This is a genomic window from Balneatrix alpica DSM 16621, assembly GCF_000619885.1.
In the GTDB taxonomy this organism is placed as follows: domain Bacteria; phylum Pseudomonadota; class Gammaproteobacteria; order Pseudomonadales; family Balneatricaceae; genus Balneatrix; species Balneatrix alpica.
On sequence record NZ_KK211039.1, the window covers coordinates 393,195 to 414,895 of the forward strand.

Consider the following 21,701-nt stretch of genomic DNA (forward strand, 5'->3'; position numbering starts at 1 on the left):
GCGAATAAGCGGAGCCTGGTATCCCCTCGTCTCCGCAGCTCCACCCACTAGTCTTGTCGACAACGCTCAACCAGCAAGGCCTGTACCCGTTCAGCATGTTCATTATCCACCTGACAGGTGCCCGCATTGGCATGCCCACCCCCGCCAAACTCCAAGCACAGCTCACCGATGTTGACCGGGCAGTCACGCTGAAAGATTGACTTCCCTAACGCAAAAACCGTATTGCGCTGCTTTACCCCCCAAATGCAATGCATCGAAATATTGGTTTGGGAATATAAGGCATACACCATGAAGCGATTGGTGGCCCAGATCACCTCTTCTTCACGTAAATCCAGCACCGCCAGTTTGCCCTCTACCCTCACACAGCGGTTCAGCTGCTCTTTCGCCCGTTGCTGATGTTCAAAGTACAGCTCAACCCGCTCTTTGACATCCTCCTGCTGCAGAATTTGCTCAATGCTATGGTCACGGCAGTACTGCACTAGTTTCAACATCAACTGATAGTTGGAAATGCGGAAGTTGCGGAAACGACCCAGGCCAGTGCGCGCATCCATAATAAAGTTAAGCAACACCCAGCCACTGGGATTGAGGATTTCATCCAGGCAAAAAGCAGCGGAGTCCCCCTTGTCTACCGCCAACAATAACTCAGGGTCAATATGTGGAAAACGCTTGGCTCCGCCAAAGTGGTTGTATACCACCCGTGCACAAGAGGGGGCCTTAGCATCCAAAATCAGGTTATCAGGCTCTAATGAGGCATAACGCAGTACTTCACTGTGATGATGATCAAACGCCAAATGGCAGGCTGGAACATAAGGCAAGTTGGCGGTGATATCTGAACCGTTAATCGCCACTTCACCGCTTTGCATATCTTTAGGATGAACTAACAGGATGTCGTCGATCAGATCGAGCTCTCGCAGGAGCATCGCACATACCAAGCCATCGAAATCCCCACGGGTTACCAAGCGATAGCCTTCACTGTGCCCCATAACTACCTCGTTATTATTATTGGGCCACATAGACAAACGGGCCCTGATTGATTTTTAGATGGACTGGGGGATGAAGGCAAGCGGTAATGGCGCCGAAGAGTCACTCTTCTCCGACGCCCACGCTGATTATCGCCAGGAAGTGGCAAAAAACTCGAAAAACAAGGTAAAGACAACCGAGGACACAACCAACGTGACCAACATAGCCGGCGTACCAATGCGAAACCACACCCAAGGGGTAATCGCCAGACTGGGATCGTTACGCTCTTTGGCCAAGCGTTCGGAGAGCGTCACAATGTACACATTGGCAGTTGAGCCGATATGAGTGCCATTGCCCCCCATCCCCACCCCAATTGCCAGCGCCCACCACAGCGGCGTGACATTCACCCCCTGCGCCTCAACGCCAAGCAAAATAGGGATCATCGCCGCAGTAAAGGGGATGTTATCGATCATGGCCGACAAAATTGCCGCTACCCACATCAATACCAGGGTCGCCATCAACAGGTCTTGCTGAATAAAGGGCAGAATAAATTGGCCAATGTATTCCAGAAAACGGCTTTGCTCGACCCCACCCACCATCACAAACAGCGCGACGAAAAACATCAGCAATGGCATTTCCACTTCTTCCATCGCATGCTCCAGCTCAACATGACGGGCAATAAACAGCAACAGGGTTAGCCCCGTTGCCGCCACCATCCAAGGCGCCCAGCCAATAGCATGATGAAACATAAAGAGCACTACCATCAGTCCCAATACGCACAACGACTGATTCCACAATTTACGATTATGAAATTGGAAGTTTTCCTCAAAACTTCCCTGAGTCGCCACATGCAAGCTGTGCCGGCAGAGAAAACGCAAAGCAAACAAAATAGCAATCCAGGCCGCCAAAACAATGCCGCCCATATGACTGAAAAAGGTATTGAAATCAATTCCGGCAGCCGAGCCAATCATCAAATTGGGAGGATCTCCTACCAGGGTGGCTACCCCACCGGTATCCGACAATAACGCAGCGGCTAACAAATACGGAATAGGACTGACTTTTAAAGCCTGGGCAATCAACACAATCAGCGGCCCAAAAATCACCACCGTAGTGACGTTATCCAACAATAGCGAGATCAGGGTCACAGCTGTCCCCAACAGACAGAGCAATAGGAACTGCCGTCCCCCGCTTACCCTAGCTAACCAAGCAGCCAAGGCCTCAAAACCTCCCGTTGGCAACATAATGGCAACGATTGCCATCATGCAGCCCAATAGAAACACGACATTCCAATCCACAGCCTCTATTGCCTTTTCAGGGCTATAAAAGCCGTAATACTGGCCTGCCACCAACATCAGTCCTGCCCCCAGCATGGCGAACTTAGCCCGTTCATAGCCATGCATCTGTTCAGTAAAAATACCAATGAAAGTGAAAGCCAGAATTAACCCCGACACCAGCATGGCATCGGTCAGCACTAACGGCTCGACCATCTTCGCTTCCTCTATGAATGAATACAAAAATGCCCGCCCCGTCCTCGATTAGACGCAGCGGGCATCCTAGAAGATAGCCAACTTTAGCCAGGGTGCTACTTGAGCTGTATCAAGGGTGCAATAACGACAGCTTATTGGCAGCTGTAATCTTCCGGCATTTCCACCTGAAACGGAGCTTCACGACTCTGTAAAAAATCCATTCGCTGCACCGCTTGGGTCAAGAGAAAGCGATATAGCTTGTCATCGGCACAACCTGCCTGATCACTCTCAGCCACGCTTTTTAATACAGCCTCCCCACCTTTAGCGGGTAACCATTCCAAACTGACGGACAAGCGCTGCGTCACCACCTGTTTGTCCTGATATCCCACAACCTCCCAGCTCATCTGCGGCACCGAGTTACACTGACGTCCATTAGCGGTATCGACGCACTCTGTACGCCAGCCTTCATTGACATAACCATATTGCGGCTCGGAGACGGTTTTTTGCCCAGTACTCTTGCCAAGTGACAACAGTACACGATAGTCCGGTTGATAATCTTTAGGTGCCTGTTCCTTCACATAAGCATGGCTAAAGCCCTTGCCCAGCAATTGCAACGTTAGCGTATCCAAGTACCCTTTGGCCTCAAGAGGCGCCTCCAACACCAGCTTGGCATTCATCTGCACAGGCTGATAAGGATTCACATAATTCTTATGTTGCCCCTGCATCACAGTGGCACAACCACTTAACCAGATCACGAATGCTACAAGCCACAGCGAGCGCATTGATCAATCCCCTTTTTACGTCACTGCCAAAATAAAAAAACCGCCCGGTAAGGGCGGCTTTTTCCGGTCAGCAGAGCTTACCCCAAATAGATAAACTTGACGACAAACAGCACTGCTAGAATCAGCGCCCCTGCCCCTGCTTCACGGTAGCGTCCAGAAGCCACTTTAATGGCTCCATAACTAATAAAGCCCAACGCAATACCGTGAGCAATGGAGAAGGTCAAAGGCATACTGATTGCAGTAATCAGTACCGGAGCCGCCTCGGTAATATCATCCCACTCCACCTTCGCCAAGGCACCTGCCATCAGTACGGCCACATATAGCAATGCCCCCGCTGTAGCATAAACCGGGATAGACGAAGCCAAGGGCGAAAAGAACAGCGCCAATAAAAACAGGCCTCCCACGACTACAGCCGTTAGGCCAGTGCGACCACCCGCACTCACCCCAGCAGCACTTTCAATGTAACTGGTGGTGGTGGAAGTTCCCATCATGGCTCCCGCCATAGTAGCGGTAGAGTCGGCAATCAAAGCACGTCCCATACGCGGCAGTTTGCCCTGCTCATCCAACAAACCAGCACGCTGCGATACCCCAACCAAAGTGCCGGCGGTATCAAACAAATCCACGAACAAGAACGCAAAAATAATGCTCAGCATGCCAATATTCAGCGCACCTGCAATATCCATCTGCATAAAGGTAGGAGCGACACTGGGAGGCATCGACATCACCCCCGCCAACTGCGCCTCATCCAACATAATGCCAATGGCAGTCACGACCAGAATGCCAATCATTACCGAGCCAGGAACGCGGTAGTGCGACAGCGCCACAATGAGAACAAAGCCCAATGCCGTCAGCAGTACCGAGGGGGAGCTCACATCGCCCAAGCCAACCAGCGTGGCAGGATTATCCACCACAATACCTGCGCTTTTCAGGGCAATAATAGCCAGGAACAAGCCAATACCGGCCGCCACCCCCATCCGCAACGGTTGAGGAATGGCATTGATGATCCACTCACGCACCCGGAACAGGCTCAGCAACAAGAAAGTTACACCAGAGAGAAACACCGCTCCCAGCGCTACCTGCCAGGAATACCCCATTTCACCGACCACGGCGAAAGTAAAGAAGGCATTCAGCCCCATGCCGGGAGCCAACGCGATAGGATAGTTAGCGATAAAGCCCATAATGAAGCAACCGATTGCGGCCGCCACACAGGTAGCAACAAATACGGCCCCCTGATCCATTCCAGAAATCGCCAGAATAGAAGGGTTAACAAAGATGATATAGGCCATCGTCAAGAACGTGGTGATCCCTGCCACCACTTCTGTTCTCACGGTAGTCCCGTGTTCCTTTAGCTTAAACAATGATTCCAGCATCTTGGCTCAACCTTGGCTATTAGGTGTCTTTTCGCTTGTTATTGGCTGCCAGCTTCAATTCGCAGCTTGCTAGCCAGTTAGACTAGGCAAGCAACCACAAGACACAGCGATAAAGGCCCTAGTATTAATTATTAATCAAACCAATTAGTTAAATTAATTGGTTTAAAACGTCCGGATCATAACGGGATTCCCGGTCAGTTAAAAGCCTTCTGCCAGGCAGAAAAAAGCCCGGAGAACCCGGGCTTAGAGTGTAGACGTTTTTTCTTGGCTAGAGGCCAATTAACCTATGCAAGGCCTAGAGGCTATCGCGCGTCCAGGTGGTGCCATCGCGGCTATCATTGAGGATAATCCCCTGTGCCTTCAGCTCATCACGAATCTGATCAGCCCGTGCAAAGTCACGATCACGTTTGGCCTGGGCACGGGCTTCAATCAAGGCTTCAATGGCATTAGCATCCAAACCTGGCGCAAGTTCACCGCCCTGCAGGAAGGCTTCCGCATCTTGCTGCAGAATGCCCATAATGCCACCGAGGCGCACCAATAATGCGGCCAAGGGTGCAGCGGCTTCTGCATCCTCTTTCTTCAAGCGATTGATTTCGCGGACCAAATCAAACATGACCGCCAAAGCTTCACGGGTATTGAAGTCATCATCCATCACCTGCTGGAAGCGCTGCTCATAATCCAGCGTCAAACCCGCATCATCATCCGGGGCATAGTCCAGCCCCCGCAAGGCATTGTAGAAACGCTCCAGTGCCTGCTGCGCTTCACGCAGGGAGTCTTCGCTGTAGTCAATCTGGCTACGGTAATGGGTAGAGATCAGCAGGTAACGCACCACCTCCGGGTTGTACTTCTCCAATACTTCACGAATGGTGAAGAAGTTACCCAAGGATTTGGACATCTTCTCGTTATCTACCCGCACCGCACCAGCATGCATCCAGTAGTTGACGAACTTTTTACCGTTAGCCGCTTCAGACTGGGCAATCTCGTTTTCATGGTGGGGGAAGGGCAAATCCGGTCCACCACCATGGATATCAAAGGTTTCACCCAAGCAGCACTTGGACATAGCCGAGCACTCGATATGCCAGCCAGGGCGCCCCTTGCCCCAGGGAGAATCCCAGCTGACTTCCCCCTCTTTAGCGTGCTTCCACAGCACGAAATCAAGTGGGCTTTCTTTGTCTTCCGCCACTTCTACCCGTGCACCGGCACGCAGATCCTCCAGATTACGGTTGGTCAGTTTGCCATAATCGGCAAAGCGCTCTACCCGGTAATACACATCACCGGAGGTGCCCTGGTAGGCATAGCCCTTGTCAATCAAAGTGGCGACCATTTCAATAATCTGCTCGATGTGCGCCATGGCACGGGGTTCAAGATCGGGGCGCAACACCCCCAGCTTGTCTTCATCCTCATGCATGGCGGCAATCATACGCTCGGTGAGAGAGTCGACGGACTCCTGATTCTCGGCCGCACGCTTAATGATTTTGTCATCCACATCGGTGATGTTACGCACGTAGGTGACGTCATAACCGCGGTAGCGCAAGTAACGGGTGATCACATCAAAAGAGACCATCACCCGGGCATGACCGATATGACAGAAGTCGTAGACGGTAATACCGCACACGTACATCTTGATCTTACCGGGTTCCAGGGGTTTGAACGTCTCTTTACCCTTACTCAGGGTGTTGTATATCTGCAGCACCTAGGCCTCCAACATCAGAAAGCAAGGCCGCCCTGACGGGCGGCATTGGGCATCCGTTATTTGCTTGCGCTTATTTACCCTGCTGTTTCGCCCAGGAATCCCGTAGGCCAACAGTACGGTTAAAGACTAAACGATCCGGGCGAGAGTCGCGACGATCCACCACAAAATAGCCCTGACGCTCAAACTGGAAACGCGTTTCAGGAGAAGCGTCCGCCAGACTGAGCTCTGCACGGGCATCGCTCATAACCACCAGCGATTCAGGGTTAATGCAATCGAGGAAACTCTTATCCTTGTCCCCTTCCGGGTCCGCTTCGGTGAAGAGGCGATCATACAGACGCACTTCAGCAGGCACGCTATGGCTAGCCGATACCCAGTGCACCACACCATTCACCTTATATTCGGTATTGACCCCAGCGGAAGCAGGATCATAGCTGCAGCGCAATTCCACCACCTGGCCACTGGCATCCTTGATCACTTCTTCGCACTTGATCACATAGGTGCCGCGCAAACGCACGTGCTGCCCTGGCGCCAAACGCTTCCACTTTTTCGGTGGCTCTTCGGCAAAGTCTTCCTGCTCGATATACAACTCACGAGTCAGGGGAGCTACACGGCTGCCGAAGCTATCATCCTTAGGATGATTAGGCAGGGTAATCTGTTCTACCTGCCCTTCCGGGAAGTTAGTCAGGGTCACCTTAAGCGGCTGCAAAACACACATGGCCCGAGCGGCATGGGCATCCAGGTCTTCACGGATGCAGAACTCCAGCGTGCTCACATCTACCACGGACTCACTACGGGTGACACCGATCATGTCACAGAAGTTACGCAGTGACACTGGGGTATAACCACGACGGCGCAAACCAGAAATAGTCGGCATCCGTGGGTCATCCCAGCCATTCACATGCCCCTCATCCACCAGCTGCTTCAGCTTGCGCTTTGAGGTCACGGTGTAATTCAGATTTAGCCGGGCAAACTCATACTGGCGGGGTTTGCAGGCAACACTGAGGTTATCCAGAAACCACTCATACAGTGGCCGATGATCTTCAAACTCCAGGGTGCAGATAGAGTGGGTAATCCCCTCAATTGCATCAGACTGACCATGGGTAAAATCATAGTTGGGATAGATACACCATTTATTGCCAGTCTGGTGATGGTGCACATGGCGCACCCGGTAAATAATCGGATCACGCAGGTTAATGTTGGGGGAGGCCATATCAATCTTGGCCCGCAGCACCGCTTCCCCTTCTTTAAACTCACCTGCACGCATCTGTTCAAACAACGCCAGGTTTTCTTCCACGCTACGATCACGGTAGGGGCTGTGCTTACCAGGCTCGGTTAGGGAGCCACGGTACTCACGCATTTGCTCAGGTGTCAGCTGGCACACATAAGCCTTGCCATTGCGAATCAACTCCAGTGCCCACTGATACAACTGGTCAAAGTAGTCGGAGGCATAATGCACTTTGCCGGCCCAACGGAAGCCCAGCCAACGGATATCTTCCTGGATAGAGTCGATGTACTCCTGACTCTCTTTCTCCGGGTTGGTATCGTCAAAACGAAGATTACACTCACCCTTGTAACGCTCGGCCAGGCCAAAGTTCAGGCAGATAGACTTGGCATGACCGATGTGCAGGTAGCCATTCGGCTCCGGCGGGAAACGGGTCACGATTTTACTGTGCTTGCCAGCACTCAGATCCGCTTCAATGATCTGAGTAATAAAGTTGCTTGGCGCGGTTTTGTCGTTGCTGCTCATGGCACCCAATTTTTCGTCAGAAAAAATAAAGCCGTAGTTTAAGGGCTCGCAGAAAGCAGCACAACCAAAGCCTAAACCCTCTGACCCGCTGCAATCCTTCCCCTTTCTCGCCGTCATCTCCCCCCTGCTGGAGGCCTGACCTTCGCCATTCAGCACCTTGCACAGTCAAAATGTAAATACGCTTCCAAAAGCAAATGACAATTCATATCATTCGCCTTCTTAATTATTTCAACATATTGCAGTATTGAGATAACTAACTTGAAAACCTTAGTCGTACCCGCGTCTCTGTACGCAACGGCCAGTCCCCAGTGTTTCCTTCCTCTTAGGCACGGAATAACCCTTCGGCACCTGACCTCCTTATTACTCAGTCAGCATTAGCACAGCCCTGATGGCATACCCCAACACGGATGTTTAGTGGTACCAGCCATGGTGCCTGCTAACTGACGGCGCTGCCCGAGCACGCCAAATACCCTGATTGCTTGCCTGCCAAAACGCATGATGACCTTAATAAAGGAGCCTCTTGTAATGCTTAATCAACGCCTGACCGCTGTAGTCAATCAGCCCTCAGACTGTGCACTCCCCTCCCAGCGAACTCCTATGGTTGTTAGCAGTCTGGCTTTAGCCATTTCTGCTATCACCTCCGGCATGGTTTATGCTGCCAGCCCCCAGCCAAACGATGTGACGCTGGATACACTGGTGGTGGAGGAATCCAAGCTACCTGCAGACGCTAATCCCTACGCCGAACCTGGTGCTCCCTACAAAGCCAAATCCCTGTCAGACAAGCGTCGCAGCCGGGATATTGCTGACACCCCACAAACGATGACTGTACTGACTAAGGATCTGATTGAAGACTCCGGCAAAACAGAGCTCAAGGATCTGCTCAGCGCTCAACCCGGTATTACGCTGGGAACAGGTGAAGGTGGTAACTCTTTTGGTGATCGCTACATTATTCGCGGCTATGAAGCCCGCAGTGACGTCTATACCGATGGTCTGCGTGAGCCCGGCTTGATTACACGCGAGACCTTTGCCTTGGATCAGGTTGAAATCACCAAGGGGCCTAGCTCAACCTTTGCCGGACGAGGCTCCACCGGTGGAGCGGTCAACACCGTCACCAAAAAAGCCATCCTGGATGATGATTTCACCACTCTTAGTGCTGGTCTTGGCAGCGATGGCTACCAGCGTTACAGCGCCGACAGCAACCAAGCGCTGAATGACAAGGTCGCCGTTCGCGCCAACCTGCTATACACCCAGGCAGATACCCCCTCCCGTGCTCCTGCTGGCGAAGGTCGTCAGGGAGCCCTGCTGACCGCCACCATTGCAGCCACAGACAAGCTCACCATCAATGCCGACTACTACCACTTCAGCACCGATGACCGCACTGACCCCGGCATCGCTTACAACCGCACCAGCGGCTCATTCTTGAAGTATGACTATGTCGGACAAGATGGTTTGGACTTCCAAAAAACCGGCGCCGATATTTTTACCCTCGGTCTCGACTATGACTTTGGCAATGGCGTTCGCCTGGAAAACAAAAGCCGCCTAGGCAACACCAGCAACGACTACATTGTCTCTGCCTACAGTAGCCGCTCCAGTAGTGGGCTGCGTTCTTTTACCGGCTGGTAGGATAACAACTACCTGGGCAACCAGACCAACCTGCTGATTGACCGCGATATCGCCGGTCGCCGCCATACAATTATTGCCGGAGCGGAATACGCCAAAGAAACGGTAAAGTCCGGTAACTACGCCATCACCACCAGCAATAGCTTTGTACTCAATCCCTATAGTGCTCAACATAATCTATGGCAGGGCAGTACCAGCAAAAACGCTATGGCCAGCAAGTTGGAGCTAGAGACCCTATCGGCCTACCTGATGGACACCGTCACCCTGACCGACAAACTGGAAGTCTTTGCCGGCGCGCGTTACGACTACTTCGACTACCATCTGTTCACCGCCTCCAACAGTAAAACCTACGCCTATGACGATGGTTTCTGGAATGGCCATCTCGGCGCAGTCTTCTCTGCCTGGGATAACGGCAAGCTCTATGCCAGCTGGAGCACCTCCTCCAACATCAATGGTGGTGAAGCCGATGCCGGTACCAACTGTGGCTATGGCGGCCTCTGTTCGGATAGCGCCGGTAACTACGCCGCCGCAGAGCCAGAGCAATCCACCAACTATGAAGTCGGAGTTAAATTTAACCTCAACGACGATCGTCTGCTGGCCACCGCAGCGCTATTCCAAATCACCAAGGATGATGTGATTGAAGGGGGCAATGACTCCTATGCTTCCGGTGGGTCACTCAACACCGGGAAAAACCGCGTTGAGGGCATAGAATTGGGGCTGTCCGGTAACCTGACCGACAAACTCAGCGGCCAAGTGGGAGTGGCCCTGATGAACTCCGAAACCCTGGCCTCATACAACGCCAGCAATATTGGGCTCCCCAAGGCAAACTTCTCCGAGAAGAGTGCCCATCTGCAACTACGCTACCAGGCAACACCGAAGTTTGCCTTCGGTGGCAACCTGACCTATGCCAGTGAAATCTTCGGTGGACAACCGGATGCTGGGGCAACCAGCAGCGTTCGCTTACCGAGCTATCGGGTTTATGACCTCTTTGCCACCTACAACTTCAGCCAGGATCTGGAGCTACGTGCCAACCTGCAAAACGTCACTGATGAGGAGTACTACACAGCGGTCTATCGTGGCGGCAGCATCGTTTACCTTGGCGATGCCCGCTCTGCCAACCTGACCCTGACCTACAAGTTCTAACCTCAAACGGCCAAACCAGGGGCTCCCCTTCGCCCCTGGTTTGCGCATTTCGTTTGGCGGAAGGCCCGCATCAGAGTGGATGCCGCCCTGAGCATCCGGACCAAGAGGAGTAGCCAACGGTGATTTACCAAATTAGCCAACTTTTCAGCGCCACAGAGGTCAGCCAACTACGCCAGCACCTTGACCAAGCCAACTGGGTGGATGGCAAGCTCAGTGCGGGCAGTCAAGCCCAAGCGGTAAAGGCCAACCTGCAACTGGCGCAAGACGATCCCCTGGCCCAACAAATTGGCGACCTGATTTTAGATCGACTGGCCCAGCACCCACGTTTCATCGCAACCGCCTTGCCACAAAAAATCTACCCCCCCATGTTCAATTGCTACCACCAGGGGGGGCACTACGGCGCCCATGTCGACAATGCCATCCGCGTCATTCCCCGCACCCCAGTGCGGCTACGCACCGACCTGTCTGCCACTCTCTTTCTCGCCGAACCAGACCAGTATCAAGGGGGAGAGATGCAGATTGACGACAGCTATGGCAGTCATCTGATCAAACTGCAGGCTGGCGATATGATCCTCTACCCCTCCACCAGCGTGCATCAAGTACATCCGGTTACCCAGGGCAAACGAGTCTGTGCTTTTTTTTGGATTCAGAGCATGGTGCGAAGCCATACCGAACGCCACCTCCTGGTTGAAGTCGATAACAGCATTCGTGAGCTCAGCCAACAGTTGCATGCCAACCACCCTGAAGTTATACGTCTGTCACGGGTCTATCAAAACCTGCTGCAACACTGGGTGGAGACCTGACCATGTCAGACACCCTATCCCCTTTAAGCCAAATCCCCGCCGACCTGGTCAGTGTCAGCGACTATGCTCGCTATGCCCAGGCCCACCTGCCACCCGCTACCTATGCTTATATTGCCGGTGGCGGCGCGGATGAGATTAGCCTTAAGCGTAACCGTACAGCCCTGGATCGCCTGCTAATCATGCCCAGAGTACTACGGGATCTCACCCATGGCGGTACCCACTTACAACTACTGGGACAGTCATTGCGCCACCCCATTTTCCTGGCGCCTGTCGCTTTCCAACGCCTAGCCCACCCGGAAGGGGAGCTCGCCACCGCCCGCGCTTGCGAAGCCCTCGAAACCTGCTTTATCACGAGCACCCTGGCCTCTTATAGCCTTGAGCAAATTGCCGCCTGCAGCCAGGGCTCCAAATGGTTTCAACTCTATGTGCAGGAGAACCAAGACTTTACGCTGCAGTTAATGCGCCGAGCCGAAGCAGCTGGCTATAGCCACCTGGTGATTACCGTTGATGCTCCTTTACATGGCATCCGCAACCGCGCCCAGCGCGCAGGCTTTAGCCTGCTGGAGGGGGTTGAAGCAGTAAACCTGCGTGGTCGTCCGCCACTCCCCCAGGCCAGCTTCAGTCCATCACAAAGCATTGTTTTTCAAGGCATGATGAGTGAAGCCCCCACCTGGGAGCAGATCGCCTGGCTAATCCAGCAAAGTTCACTGCCAGTGATTCTGAAAGGAATTTTAAGTCCCGCTGATGCACTACAGGCATTTGCCGTGGGCGCCCAGGGCGTGGTGGTGTCCAATCATGGTGGACGCACGCTGGACTGCCTGCCCGCCGCCATCGACGTACTGCCGGCAATTCGCCAGGCCGTCGGAGTCGATAAATGCTTGCTGCTAGACGGCGCTATTGAACGGGGCACAGATGTGTTTAAAGCACTCGCCTTAGGAGCCAATGCCGTGCTGGTGGGCCGCCCGCAACTCTATGCGTTGGCAGTAGCCGGAGCCCTTGGCGTGGCCCATATGCTGCGTATTCTGCGTGAAGAGCTGGAAGTCTGCATGTCACTGGCAGGCACACCAACCTTGGCGGATATCACTCCCGCCGCCCTCTGGCAAGCTGATTAAGGGATAGGCTGGCCGTCAATCCAGGCGGTCAGCATCGCCCTTCCATTGCACCCTCTGCGACCTTGGGCTAAAGTGCCCGCCAAGCGTACAACGCTACTTTTCCCAGCATCGATTAAGGCTGCAACTATGATTATTCTGCACACCAACATGGGTGACATCACCCTGGAACTGGACCACGAAAAGGCCCCCAAAACCGCCGCGAACTTCGAAAGCTATGTCCAAGACGGCTTTTACAACGGCGTGATCTTTCACCGTGTGATCGATGGTTTTATGATCCAGGGCGGTGGTTTTGAACCCGGCATGGTGCAAAAGCCCACTAAAGCACCGATTGAGAACGAAGCCGACAACGGCCTGTCCAACAAAGCCGGCACCATCGCCATGGCCCGTACCATGGATCCTCATTCTGCTTCTGCGCAGTTCTTTATCAACGTTGCGGACAACACCTTCCTGGATCACCGTGGCAAGACCATGGACGGCTGGGGTTACGCCGTGTTCGGTAAAGTGGTTGAAGGCATGGATGTGGTTAATCGCATGAAAGCCGTCGCTACTGGCTTCAAAGGCGGCCACCAGGACGTACCGGTAGAAGATCTGATCATCGAATCTGCCGAGATTGTCTAACCCATGACTACCCTGTTCATCTCTGACCTGCATCTCGACCCCAAGCGCCCGGATATTCATCAGGCACTGCTGGCCTTACTGGCCCGCGAGGCAGAGGGGCTGGAAGCCCTCTATCTGCTGGGGGATATTTTTGAGTATTGGATTGGCGATGACGGGGTGCAGCCCTGGCAATTGCAGCTGGCGAAAGTACTGCGCCAGCTACATGACCAGGGTTGCCGTCTGTACTTTCAGCACGGTAATCGCGACTTTCTTTTGGGTGAAGCCTACGCCGAGCACTGCGGCATGCAGTTATTGGCGGAAGAGCAGCGGATCGATCTCTACGGCACAGCAGTTTTGTTGATGCATGGTGATAGCCTCTGCACCCAGGACCAGGCCTATATGGCCTTTCGCCAGCAGGTACGTCAACCTGCCTGGATACAACAGGTTCTCAGCCTGCCCTTGCAAGAGCGGATTAAACTAGCTGAGCAAATGCGTGCACAAAGCAAGATGGCCGCCAGCAATAAGGCGGATGACATTATGGATGTGACCCCTGCCGAGGTCGAGGCAGCCCTGGCGCGTCACCAGGTCAACATCCTCATTCACGGTCACACCCATCGCCCCCAGCGTCACCCTCTGGCTGAGGGTAAAGAACGCATCGTCTTGGGCGATTGGGATAAGCAAGGCTGGCTCCTGAGGGTAGCGGATGCGAATCCAGCCCATTGGCAACTAGAAGCCTTTGCACTCTAAACTTGGCGCACAGCGCCTTGGCTAACGCGCTGGTGATCATGGGGCCCCGCACCCCACTCACCTGCAACGCTTAACCTGTATTCACTTAACGTACTGGCACAGGCTCCATCCGCAACTGTGTCCGTTGCCGAATCAACAGCAGATACACCAGGGCATACAGGCCAATGACCAAGGTTCCGACCCAGGCAATATCGAAGGGAGTGAACTGGTAAAGCAGAATCAAACCATACATAGCCACAAAGTTACCCAATACATAGGGCAGACGGCCATGACGCTCAACGGAAATGCCCATATTGCTGGTATACAAGCGGATCAGGGAATCGAGTGAGTTGATCACAAAAATCACTCCCACCACCACCATCGCCAACTTCGCCCACTCCGCCAGGGGTAAGCCGCTGGAATACTGGTAGTACAACACCGAGAACCAGATTGCCAAGGGAATGGACGGAATCACCAACAGGGCCAAGCACAGTTGCCAGGTGGGTAACCCCCCGACAAAGCGGGCAACAAACTGGCCAATCATAATGCTCCAGGAGAACCACCAGAACAGGTAAAACTGGTGATAGTCTGAGATGGGCGCCACAAACTGATCAAGATTGCTAAAGTAACCGCCAATCAACCCCAGGGTGGCCGCCATTTCTGCGCCCGTCAGCCCTGGTTGTGACAGCCCCATAGCGGCGATCAAGGCCAGGAATAGCCAAGTGGAGCCGATACTCAGCCACTTCACATAGCCAATATCCATGCTCGACAGCACCGCCATCAATACCACCAGCGCCACCAAAGCGAAGCGCGCCCCATCACCGATCCCCTCAACATAGCTGGGCAGGTAACTGAGGAACAGGAAACCGGTAAAGGCACAGGTACCCACAATCACCAGATTGTTTAACCACTTGATCAGCGGAATTTCAAACAGCTTCAAGCGTGGTTCCACAATGCAGAAGTAAAAGGTGGTGAGAAAGTAGAAGCCCCAGACCAAAAAGCCCCAAAAGCCAAATTCAATCGCCAGGGGATTGGTGAACTGGTATGCCTCTTCGGCGGCATAGGTCGGAAACTCCGTTAGCGGGAACATGATCAGTCCCACATCCAGACCGGAGGTAAACAGAATGGCCATAAAGGCAAACAGCGAACTGGGGATTTCCCCCTTGCAGTACAGCTTAGGATAGCGAAGCAGAATCCAGGCTGAAGTAAGCAAGGTAACCGCTATGGCTACCGTCAGCAGGTTAGTCATCATCATTGGCTCCGTTATTGTTGTTGTCGGCATGTGACTTAATCTGAGCGACCCGAAGATCGACCAGCTTGGCAGCCTGAGCTACCCGTGGCCGGTGCCAGCCTGGGCAATGCCCAAGCAGATCGGCCTGTTATCAGCAAAAGTTGCGGGCAAAAACCTGCCCTACCCACCTAAAAAGGGGGTTCCATTCATCCTTGGGAAGGGAAAATGGCGGAGTGGCAGAACAGCAGAGGCGCCTAAACCCTGCTGCCCTGGCATGCCACTCCGCCAGTAACGGTTAGCCGCTGGGCTGGATCACCCGCTTGGGCGCAGCCTGACGCTGGCGTGCTTGCCAGTCCGGATCAATCCAGACCGGCACCTCGGCTTTAGGCAAAGGCGCACGTCCCAGAATCAAATCCGCGGCTTTCTCTGCCACCATGATGGTGGGGGCATTCAGATTGCCATTGGTAATGGTGGGAAAAATGGAGGAGTCCACTACCCGCAGTGCCTCAATACCGCGCACCCGGCAAGCGGGATCAACGACTGCCATGGGATCATCCTCCGCCCCCATCTTGCAGGAGCAGGAGGGGTGATAAGCGCTCTCTACATTGGCGCGCACCCAGGCATCAATTTCCTCATCGCTCTGGACCGCCTTACCAGGTTGAATTTCCTCACCCCGATAGGGATCCAGCGCAGGCTGATTAATGATTTCCCGGGTTAAACGGATGCAGTCACGCCAGTCCTGTTTATCCTGCTCGGTACTGATGTAATTGAATTTAATCCCCGGCTTCGCATGGGGATCAGCGGATTTAATCCATACCCGTCCGCGACTTTCAGGCTTGTTGGGGCCCACATGCACCTGGAAACCATGGCCCTGCACTGCCGCGCGGCCGTCATAGCGCATTGCCGCAGGCAGGAAGTGGTACTGAATATTGGGCCACTTCAACCCCGCCCGGGAGCGGATAAAGCCACAGGACTCAAAGTGGTTGGTGGCCCCCAGGCCATCCTTAAACAGAATCCAGCGGGTGCCGATCAAACCTTTACTGATTAAGCCCAGCTTGGAGTTCAGGGTAATGGGCTCTTTGCACCAAAACTGGAAGTACACCTCCAGATGGTCCTGCAGGTTTTCTCCCACCCCTGGCAATTCATGCTGGAGCGGCACGCCGGCAGCCTCCAGTACCGCCTTAGGGCCAATACCGGAGAGTTGCAGTAACTGCGGTGAGCCAATGGAGCCCGCCGCCAGAATCACTTCCTTGGAGGCAGCCACCTGTTCGATACGGCCCTGGTGTTCAATTTCCACACCTACCGCACGTTTGCCCTCCAGCAGCACCCGACGGGTTACCACACCGGTTTTCACCTGCAGATTAGGACGCTTCATCGCCCGGCGCAGATAGACGTTGGAGGTGGATGCACGCACCCCATCCTTCACCGTCATATGCATTGGGCCAAAGCCTTCCTGGCGGTAGCCGTTGTAATCCTCGGTATGGGGATAACCCGCCTGCACCCCGGCATCAATAAAAGCCTGGTAGAGGGGGTTCAGCTTCATGTCATTGCCGTTACAGGTAGCCAGGGGACCTTCGCCACCACGGTAGTCATCCGCCCCACCTTTCCAGCTTTCTGCCTTGCGGAAGTAGGGCAAACAGTCCTGATAACTCCAGCCCTCCGCGCCCTGCTCCTGCCACTCATCAAAGTCACAGGCATGGCCACGCACATACACCATGCCATTGATGGAGGAGCCACCACCCAATACCCGACCACGGGGGCAATGCAGATGGCGCCCGGCTATGCCTTCTTCCGGCTCGGTTTCAAACTGCCAGGCGTACTTTTCCGTATTCATCGGATACGACAGTGCCGTTGGCATCTGAATAAAGATGCTTTTGTCACTACCGCCAGCCTCCAGCACCAACACCTGATGCTGGCCATCCTCACTGAGACGATCGGCCAGCACGCACCCTGCGGAGCCTGCGCCGACTATGATGTAATCGTAAACCTTGCTCATTCCATCACTCCCGCTTAGGCGTAAGGGCACTGCAGCTCACCGAGCTCCACATACACACTCTTGGTCTGGGTGTAGTGATGCAGGGTTTCGATGCCATTTTCACGGCCTAAGCCGGACTCTTTATAGCCACCCACGGGCATCTCAGCAGGGGAAGCGCCCCAAGTATTAATCCAGCAAATACCCGCCTGCATCTTGGCAATCACCCGATGGGCACGGGCAAAGTCCTGGGTGAATAGCCCTGCCGCCAGGCCAAAACCGGTTGCATTGGCACGAGTGACAACCTCAGCCTCATCTTCAAATTTGAGTACTGACATGACCGGGCCAAAGATCTCTTCCCGCACATTAGGCATCTCATCGCTGCAGTCAGCAAATACGGTCGGCAGCACAAAGTTACCCTGCTCCAGCCCCTGTCCGGACGCACGCTCGCCACCACAGAGTAATCGCGCCCCTGCAGCCTTAGCCGCCTCAATGTAGCCCAGCACCTTTTCCATGTGTGGACGTGAAATCAAGGCGCCAATCTGAGTCTCCATAGCCAATGGATCCCCTACCACCAGCTTTTCGGTACGCTCTTTCAGCTGCGCCAAAAACTCGTCATAACGGCTAGCATGGACAAATACCCGCGTACCGTGGGTGCAGACTTCACCCTGGGTATAGAAGTTCGCCATCATCGCGCCGGAAACCGCACGGGTCAGGTCCGCATCCTCAAAGACGATCAAAGGCGACTTACCGCCCAGTTCCATGGTCACCTGCTTAAGGGTGCCTGCTGCATCCGCCATTACTTTTTTACCGGTACCGCACTCACCGGTGAAGGACACCTTGGCGATCTGCGGATGACGTGACAGCGCCTGACCAACCCGGTAATCCCCCTGCACCACGTTGAATACGCCATCGGGTAAACCGGCCTCAGTAAAGATCTCTGCCAGCTTCAAAGCGGTCAGCGGGGTCTCTTCCGAGGGTTTAAATACCATGGCGTTGCCCGCTGCCAGCGCCGGAGCGGCCTTCCACATGGCAATTTGAATGGGATAGTTCCAGGCACCAATACCGGCACAGACCCCTAGCGGCTCACGGCGGGTATAGAAGAAGGTGGATTCACCCAGGCTCTGCTGCGCCCCCTGAATGGAAGCGGCTAAGCCAGCGTAATATTCGATCACGTCCGCACCGGTGACGATATCGACATAGAGCGCCTCCTGCAGTGGCTTGCCGGTATCCAGCACCTCTAGACGGGCCAGTTCATCATTGCGCTCACGCAATAACGCCACAGCCTTCTGCAGAATGCGGCCACGCTCGACACCGCTCATCGCCGACCACACCGCAAAGCCTTGCTGGGCGGAGGCAACTGCCTTATCGACATCCGCCAGTGAGGCCTGCTGAACCTCCGCTAACACCTCACCCGTGGCGGGGTTACGGGTAACAAAGGTTTCGCCAGAAGTGGCATCCTGATAACGACCATGAATATAAAGTGCTTGTTGTTGCATCAGTGCCTGCCTTGTGTGCAATAGGGTTGTCCAGACTCCGCCTCAGTGGTGCCCGCCAAATGGGGCAGCTGCAGAGCCAAATAATGTGCAATGATTCGTTGTGCCAGGGCACCATCGATCCCATCGGGACTGAGGGCTCCCCTTAACCAGATACCGTCAATCAGGGCAGCAATGGCCTGAGCTGCAAGCTCAGCCTGGGCTGCCGGTAACACTCGCTTTAACTCCAAGCGCAGATGCGACAGCAGGCGCTTCTCATTGACCCGCTGTAAACGGTATAGCTTGGGGTCATGCATCGCCTGCGACCAAAAAGCTAACCAGGTTTTTACCACCCGCTGATCCAACTGGCGCGGGTCAAAATTACCGCCGACGATGGCGCTGATCCGCCCCAACACATCCGTTGGCTGCGTGGCCTGCAAACGCTCGCGTACATGCTCCGACAACTGGCGTAACACCGCCCGCATGGTGGCTTCCAGCAAGCCATCCTTACCACCAAAATAGTGATTGATAATCCCCGGCGAGACACCTGCAGCCTTACCAATCAAGGCAATGCTGGCACCTTGCAAACCCACATCATCAATCACTGCCATCGTGGCTTCGATTAACTGTGGACGGCGAATTTCTTCCATGCCCAGTTTAGGCATCTGTCTTTCCTGTTCGGCAATTAGGTTTTTAATTGAACGATCAATTAAAAATAAACTCGCAATTTTAGACTCCAATGTCAAGGCGAGTTTGTTCCTGACAGCACAGGCGCACCTTCTAGCCAAATCAAAAAACAATTTAAAAACAATTAGTTAAAAAGCAGACAGGCAAACAAGACAGCGTTGCAGTGTCGCCTTTAGCTAGGCTCGTGACGCGAATGGCATTCCTGCTCTAGCTAGCAAATCCAACTTTTTGATCTGCGCTGGTGCCTAGTTGCTACAACAAAATGTGGGAGGTACTGAGCGCAAATGACTCAGATAGATAGGCACTAAGTAGGATAAAACGCGTTGATGAATATCGACCCTGTTGCCAACAACAGAGTGCTAGCCAGCCTAGAGACAGTTATACAAGGGGTTGCAGCAGCTCCTGCTGCTGCGCCCTGTATCTATGCAGATAGTCTTCATCCAACCCTGTGCAGTCATTATGTTGCAGTCATTTGCTTCAGTAACAGCCGCCAACGCGGCAGCTGTTAGCTTGGATGCCGAATACAGATGAAATTACTCTTTACTGGCAAAAATACTGACAGCTTCAACCGCTTCCCGCGCTCCTTGCCGGATTTCCGTAATGGCATGGGCTGCCTTGTTGGCTAACTCGACCCCAGTAATCGCCTGGCTTTGGCACTCTGTCATGCTATTGATTGCCGCCTGGGTACCCGACTGAATCCGTTCAATCATGCCGGTAATTTCGGCCGTCGATTCACTGGTTCGTCCTGCCAGGGAGCGCACTTCATCCGCTACCACAGCGAAACCCCGCCCTTGTTCACCTGCACGCGCAGCCTCAATGGCAGCGTTCAGAGCCAGCAGGTTAGTCTGGTCAGCAATGCCACGAATGGCATTGACAATGTTAGTGATCTGCTCCGACTGTTTACCCAGTTCCGCTAACTGACTGGCAGCATGCTCAATACCTTTGGCAATCTGCCCCATCTCTGCACTGGCAGATTCAATAATATGACTGCCCTGCTCCGCTAACTGCTCCGTTTTTAATGCAATCCGATGGGCACCGGCTGCTTGTCGCGCCTCTTCCTCCGTATGCACCACCTGCTGGGTAATATCCGTGGCAAACTTCACCACTTTAATCACCCGCCCCTGCTCATCAAAAACGGGGTTATAACTGGCTTCTAACCACAGCGTCTGTCCACTCTTACCAATACGCTTATAACGTCCAGCCAGAAAACGTCCCTGCTGCAAAGTCTGCCAGAACTGACGATATGCCTCTGACTGCGCGTAATCCGACTCACAGAACATCCGATGATGCTGGCCTCTAATCTCATCCAGGCTATAACCCACGGCATTCACAAAATTTTTGTTAGCCGTCAAAATTTTCCCGTCAGGGGTAAACTCAATGACCGCTAATGAGCGATCCAGCGCCTGTAATTTACTGGATGCTTCCAAATCCTTTTCGACTCGCTCGGTAATATCCGAAGCCAGCTTAATCACTTTAATTACCTTACCCTGGCTATCTTTCACCGGGTTATAGGTAGCTTCTAGCCATACTTTTTTACCTGTCTTGGTAACGCGTTGGTGTTGTCCACTAACAAAGTGCCCCTGCGCCAGTTTGCTCCAAAAGCTGGCATACTCAGCGGATTTCGCTAAGGCCGGTAAGCAAAACATACGGTGGTGTTGTCCCTGAATTTCCGCTAACTCATAGCCCATCGCTGCTAAAAAATTGTCATTAGCCGTCACGATATGGCCATCGGGAGTAAACTCGATCACTGCCAGTGAACGCCCTAACGCTTCCATCACCGCCTGCTGTTCTTGCTCACGTTGACGCAGGGCTTGCAGCTGATTCTTCAACTCACGGTTAAACATTATTATTGGCTCCTTTCATGTTACCCCTCCCTGCAGTTGATTCGAGTCCTCAAACAGAGGCCGAGATACTAGCCCCATAGGATGACGTTTTCATGCTGTTTTAGTACAAAACAACCCTAAAACCCAGTGAGGCAATCAAGTATTCGCAGAAAAGGCAGAATTTAACAGGAAAAAGAAGCTGAGGGAGCTGAAGGAGGGGCAAGGGCCCGTTACCAGGCCCGCGTCAAACATCTAGTCACGTATCTTACAGGTGCGAATACCAAGTAAAGGATAGAACGGGCAGAAACGAAATAACCCCGTCAACAAGGGAACAATTCCGACCCAGCCCAACAGCGGCAACCACCCCATCAGCGCGGTGGCGATTAGCGCTACCCCCACGACTATACGCAACCCACGATCTAAACCACCCACATTAGCTTGCATGCTGATCTCCTAACCAAGATTAGATAAGCGCAGTCTAATAAAGTAAAAAC

General features: G+C 53.6%; 18 protein-coding genes. 6 read left to right on the forward strand and 12 right to left on the reverse strand.

Translation table 11 applies throughout. The features are described from left to right. Window positions 1–47 precede the first annotated feature (47 nt). The 6 genes from Q334_RS0111185 to Q334_RS0111210 all read right to left on the reverse strand — a co-directional run bounded on the left by Q334_RS0111185 (window position 48) and on the right by Q334_RS0111210 (window position 8,018). Window positions 48–983, reverse strand: coding sequence for an exopolyphosphatase (locus Q334_RS0111185; RefSeq protein WP_027313285.1), 936 nt, complete (start codon window positions 981–983; stop codon window positions 48–50). 126 nt (window positions 984–1,109) lie between these two features. Beyond that, window positions 1,110–2,447, reverse strand: coding sequence for an ArsB/NhaD family transporter (locus Q334_RS0111190; protein WP_027313286.1), 1,338 nt, complete (start codon window positions 2,445–2,447; stop codon window positions 1,110–1,112). Window positions 2,448–2,578: 131 nt separating this feature from the next. Then, on the reverse strand, window positions 2,579–3,208 hold the full coding sequence (locus tag Q334_RS0111195; RefSeq protein WP_027313287.1) for a hypothetical protein: 630 nt from the start codon (window positions 3,206–3,208) through the stop codon (window positions 2,579–2,581). Between the two features lie 77 nt (window positions 3,209–3,285). Beyond that, window positions 3,286–4,578, reverse strand: coding sequence for an NCS2 family permease (locus tag Q334_RS0111200; protein ID WP_027313288.1), 1,293 nt, complete (start codon window positions 4,576–4,578; stop codon window positions 3,286–3,288). 295 nt (window positions 4,579–4,873) lie between these two features. Beyond that, a complete protein-coding gene (cysS, locus tag Q334_RS0111205) occupies window positions 4,874–6,268 on the reverse strand; it encodes a cysteine--tRNA ligase (RefSeq protein ID WP_027313289.1) in 1,395 nt (464 codons plus the stop codon). 73 nt (window positions 6,269–6,341) lie between these two features. Next, window positions 6,342–8,018: a glutamine--tRNA ligase/YqeY domain fusion protein gene (locus tag Q334_RS0111210; RefSeq protein WP_027313290.1), complete on the reverse strand. Its 1,677-nt coding sequence runs from the start codon at window positions 8,016–8,018 to the stop codon at window positions 6,342–6,344. Between the two features lie 525 nt (window positions 8,019–8,543). On the opposite strand from Q334_RS0111210, the gene Q334_RS20055 reads away from it, so the two are divergent. The 6 genes from Q334_RS20055 to Q334_RS0111235 all read left to right on the forward strand — a co-directional run bounded on the left by Q334_RS20055 (window position 8,544) and on the right by Q334_RS0111235 (window position 14,040). After that, on the forward strand, window positions 8,544–9,641 hold the full coding sequence (locus tag Q334_RS20055) for a TonB-dependent receptor (RefSeq protein WP_051527736.1): 1,098 nt from the start codon (window positions 8,544–8,546) through the stop codon (window positions 9,639–9,641). 12 nt (window positions 9,642–9,653) lie between these two features. Next, window positions 9,654–10,781 carry a TonB-dependent receptor gene (locus Q334_RS20060; protein ID WP_081414433.1) on the forward strand — a complete coding sequence of 376 codons (1,128 nt, stop codon included), beginning with the start codon at window positions 9,654–9,656 and terminating at the stop codon, window positions 10,779–10,781. Between the two features lie 119 nt (window positions 10,782–10,900). Beyond that, window positions 10,901–11,584: a Fe2+-dependent dioxygenase gene (locus tag Q334_RS0111220; RefSeq protein ID WP_027313291.1), complete on the forward strand. Its 684-nt coding sequence runs from the start codon at window positions 10,901–10,903 to the stop codon at window positions 11,582–11,584. Between the two features lie 2 nt (window positions 11,585–11,586). Next, window positions 11,587–12,696 carry an alpha-hydroxy acid oxidase gene (locus Q334_RS0111225; RefSeq protein ID WP_027313292.1) on the forward strand — a complete coding sequence of 370 codons (1,110 nt, stop codon included), beginning with the start codon at window positions 11,587–11,589 and terminating at the stop codon, window positions 12,694–12,696. 126 nt (window positions 12,697–12,822) lie between these two features. Further along, entirely contained in the window at window positions 12,823–13,314 is a 492-nt protein-coding gene (locus tag Q334_RS0111230) for a peptidylprolyl isomerase (protein WP_027313293.1), read from the forward strand. 3 nt (window positions 13,315–13,317) lie between these two features. Next, on the forward strand, window positions 13,318–14,040 hold the full coding sequence (locus Q334_RS0111235; protein ID WP_027313294.1) for a UDP-2,3-diacylglucosamine diphosphatase: 723 nt from the start codon (window positions 13,318–13,320) through the stop codon (window positions 14,038–14,040). Window positions 14,041–14,125: 85 nt separating this feature from the next. Here the strand turns inward: Q334_RS0111235 and Q334_RS0111240 are convergent, their stop codons facing one another. From Q334_RS0111240 to Q334_RS0111265, 6 genes are all read right to left on the reverse strand, one after another. Next, entirely contained in the window at window positions 14,126–15,271 is a 1,146-nt protein-coding gene (locus tag Q334_RS0111240; protein ID WP_245593680.1) for a BCCT family transporter, read from the reverse strand. A gap of 274 nt (window positions 15,272–15,545) precedes the next feature. Beyond that, window positions 15,546–17,246, reverse strand: a complete 1,701-nt coding sequence (gene betA / locus Q334_RS0111245) for a choline dehydrogenase (RefSeq protein WP_027313296.1) — start codon at window positions 17,244–17,246, stop codon at window positions 15,546–15,548. Window positions 17,247–17,260: 14 nt separating this feature from the next. Beyond that, window positions 17,261–18,721 (reverse strand): betaine-aldehyde dehydrogenase, encoded by a 1,461-nt coding sequence (gene betB, locus Q334_RS0111250; protein WP_027313297.1) that lies wholly within the window; start codon window positions 18,719–18,721, stop codon window positions 17,261–17,263. After that, window positions 18,721–19,362 (reverse strand): transcriptional regulator BetI, encoded by a 642-nt coding sequence (gene betI, locus Q334_RS0111255; protein WP_027313298.1) that lies wholly within the window; start codon window positions 19,360–19,362, stop codon window positions 18,721–18,723. The genes betB and betI overlap by 1 nt, the downstream gene beginning before the upstream one ends. 555 nt (window positions 19,363–19,917) lie before the next feature. Next, window positions 19,918–21,228, reverse strand: coding sequence for a methyl-accepting chemotaxis protein (locus Q334_RS20620; RefSeq protein WP_051527738.1), 1,311 nt, complete (start codon window positions 21,226–21,228; stop codon window positions 19,918–19,920). A 231-nt stretch (window positions 21,229–21,459) separates the two neighbouring features. Continuing rightward, window positions 21,460–21,651: a YgaP family membrane protein gene (locus Q334_RS0111265; protein WP_027313300.1), complete on the reverse strand. Its 192-nt coding sequence runs from the start codon at window positions 21,649–21,651 to the stop codon at window positions 21,460–21,462. Window positions 21,652–21,701: the final 50 nt, after the last annotated feature.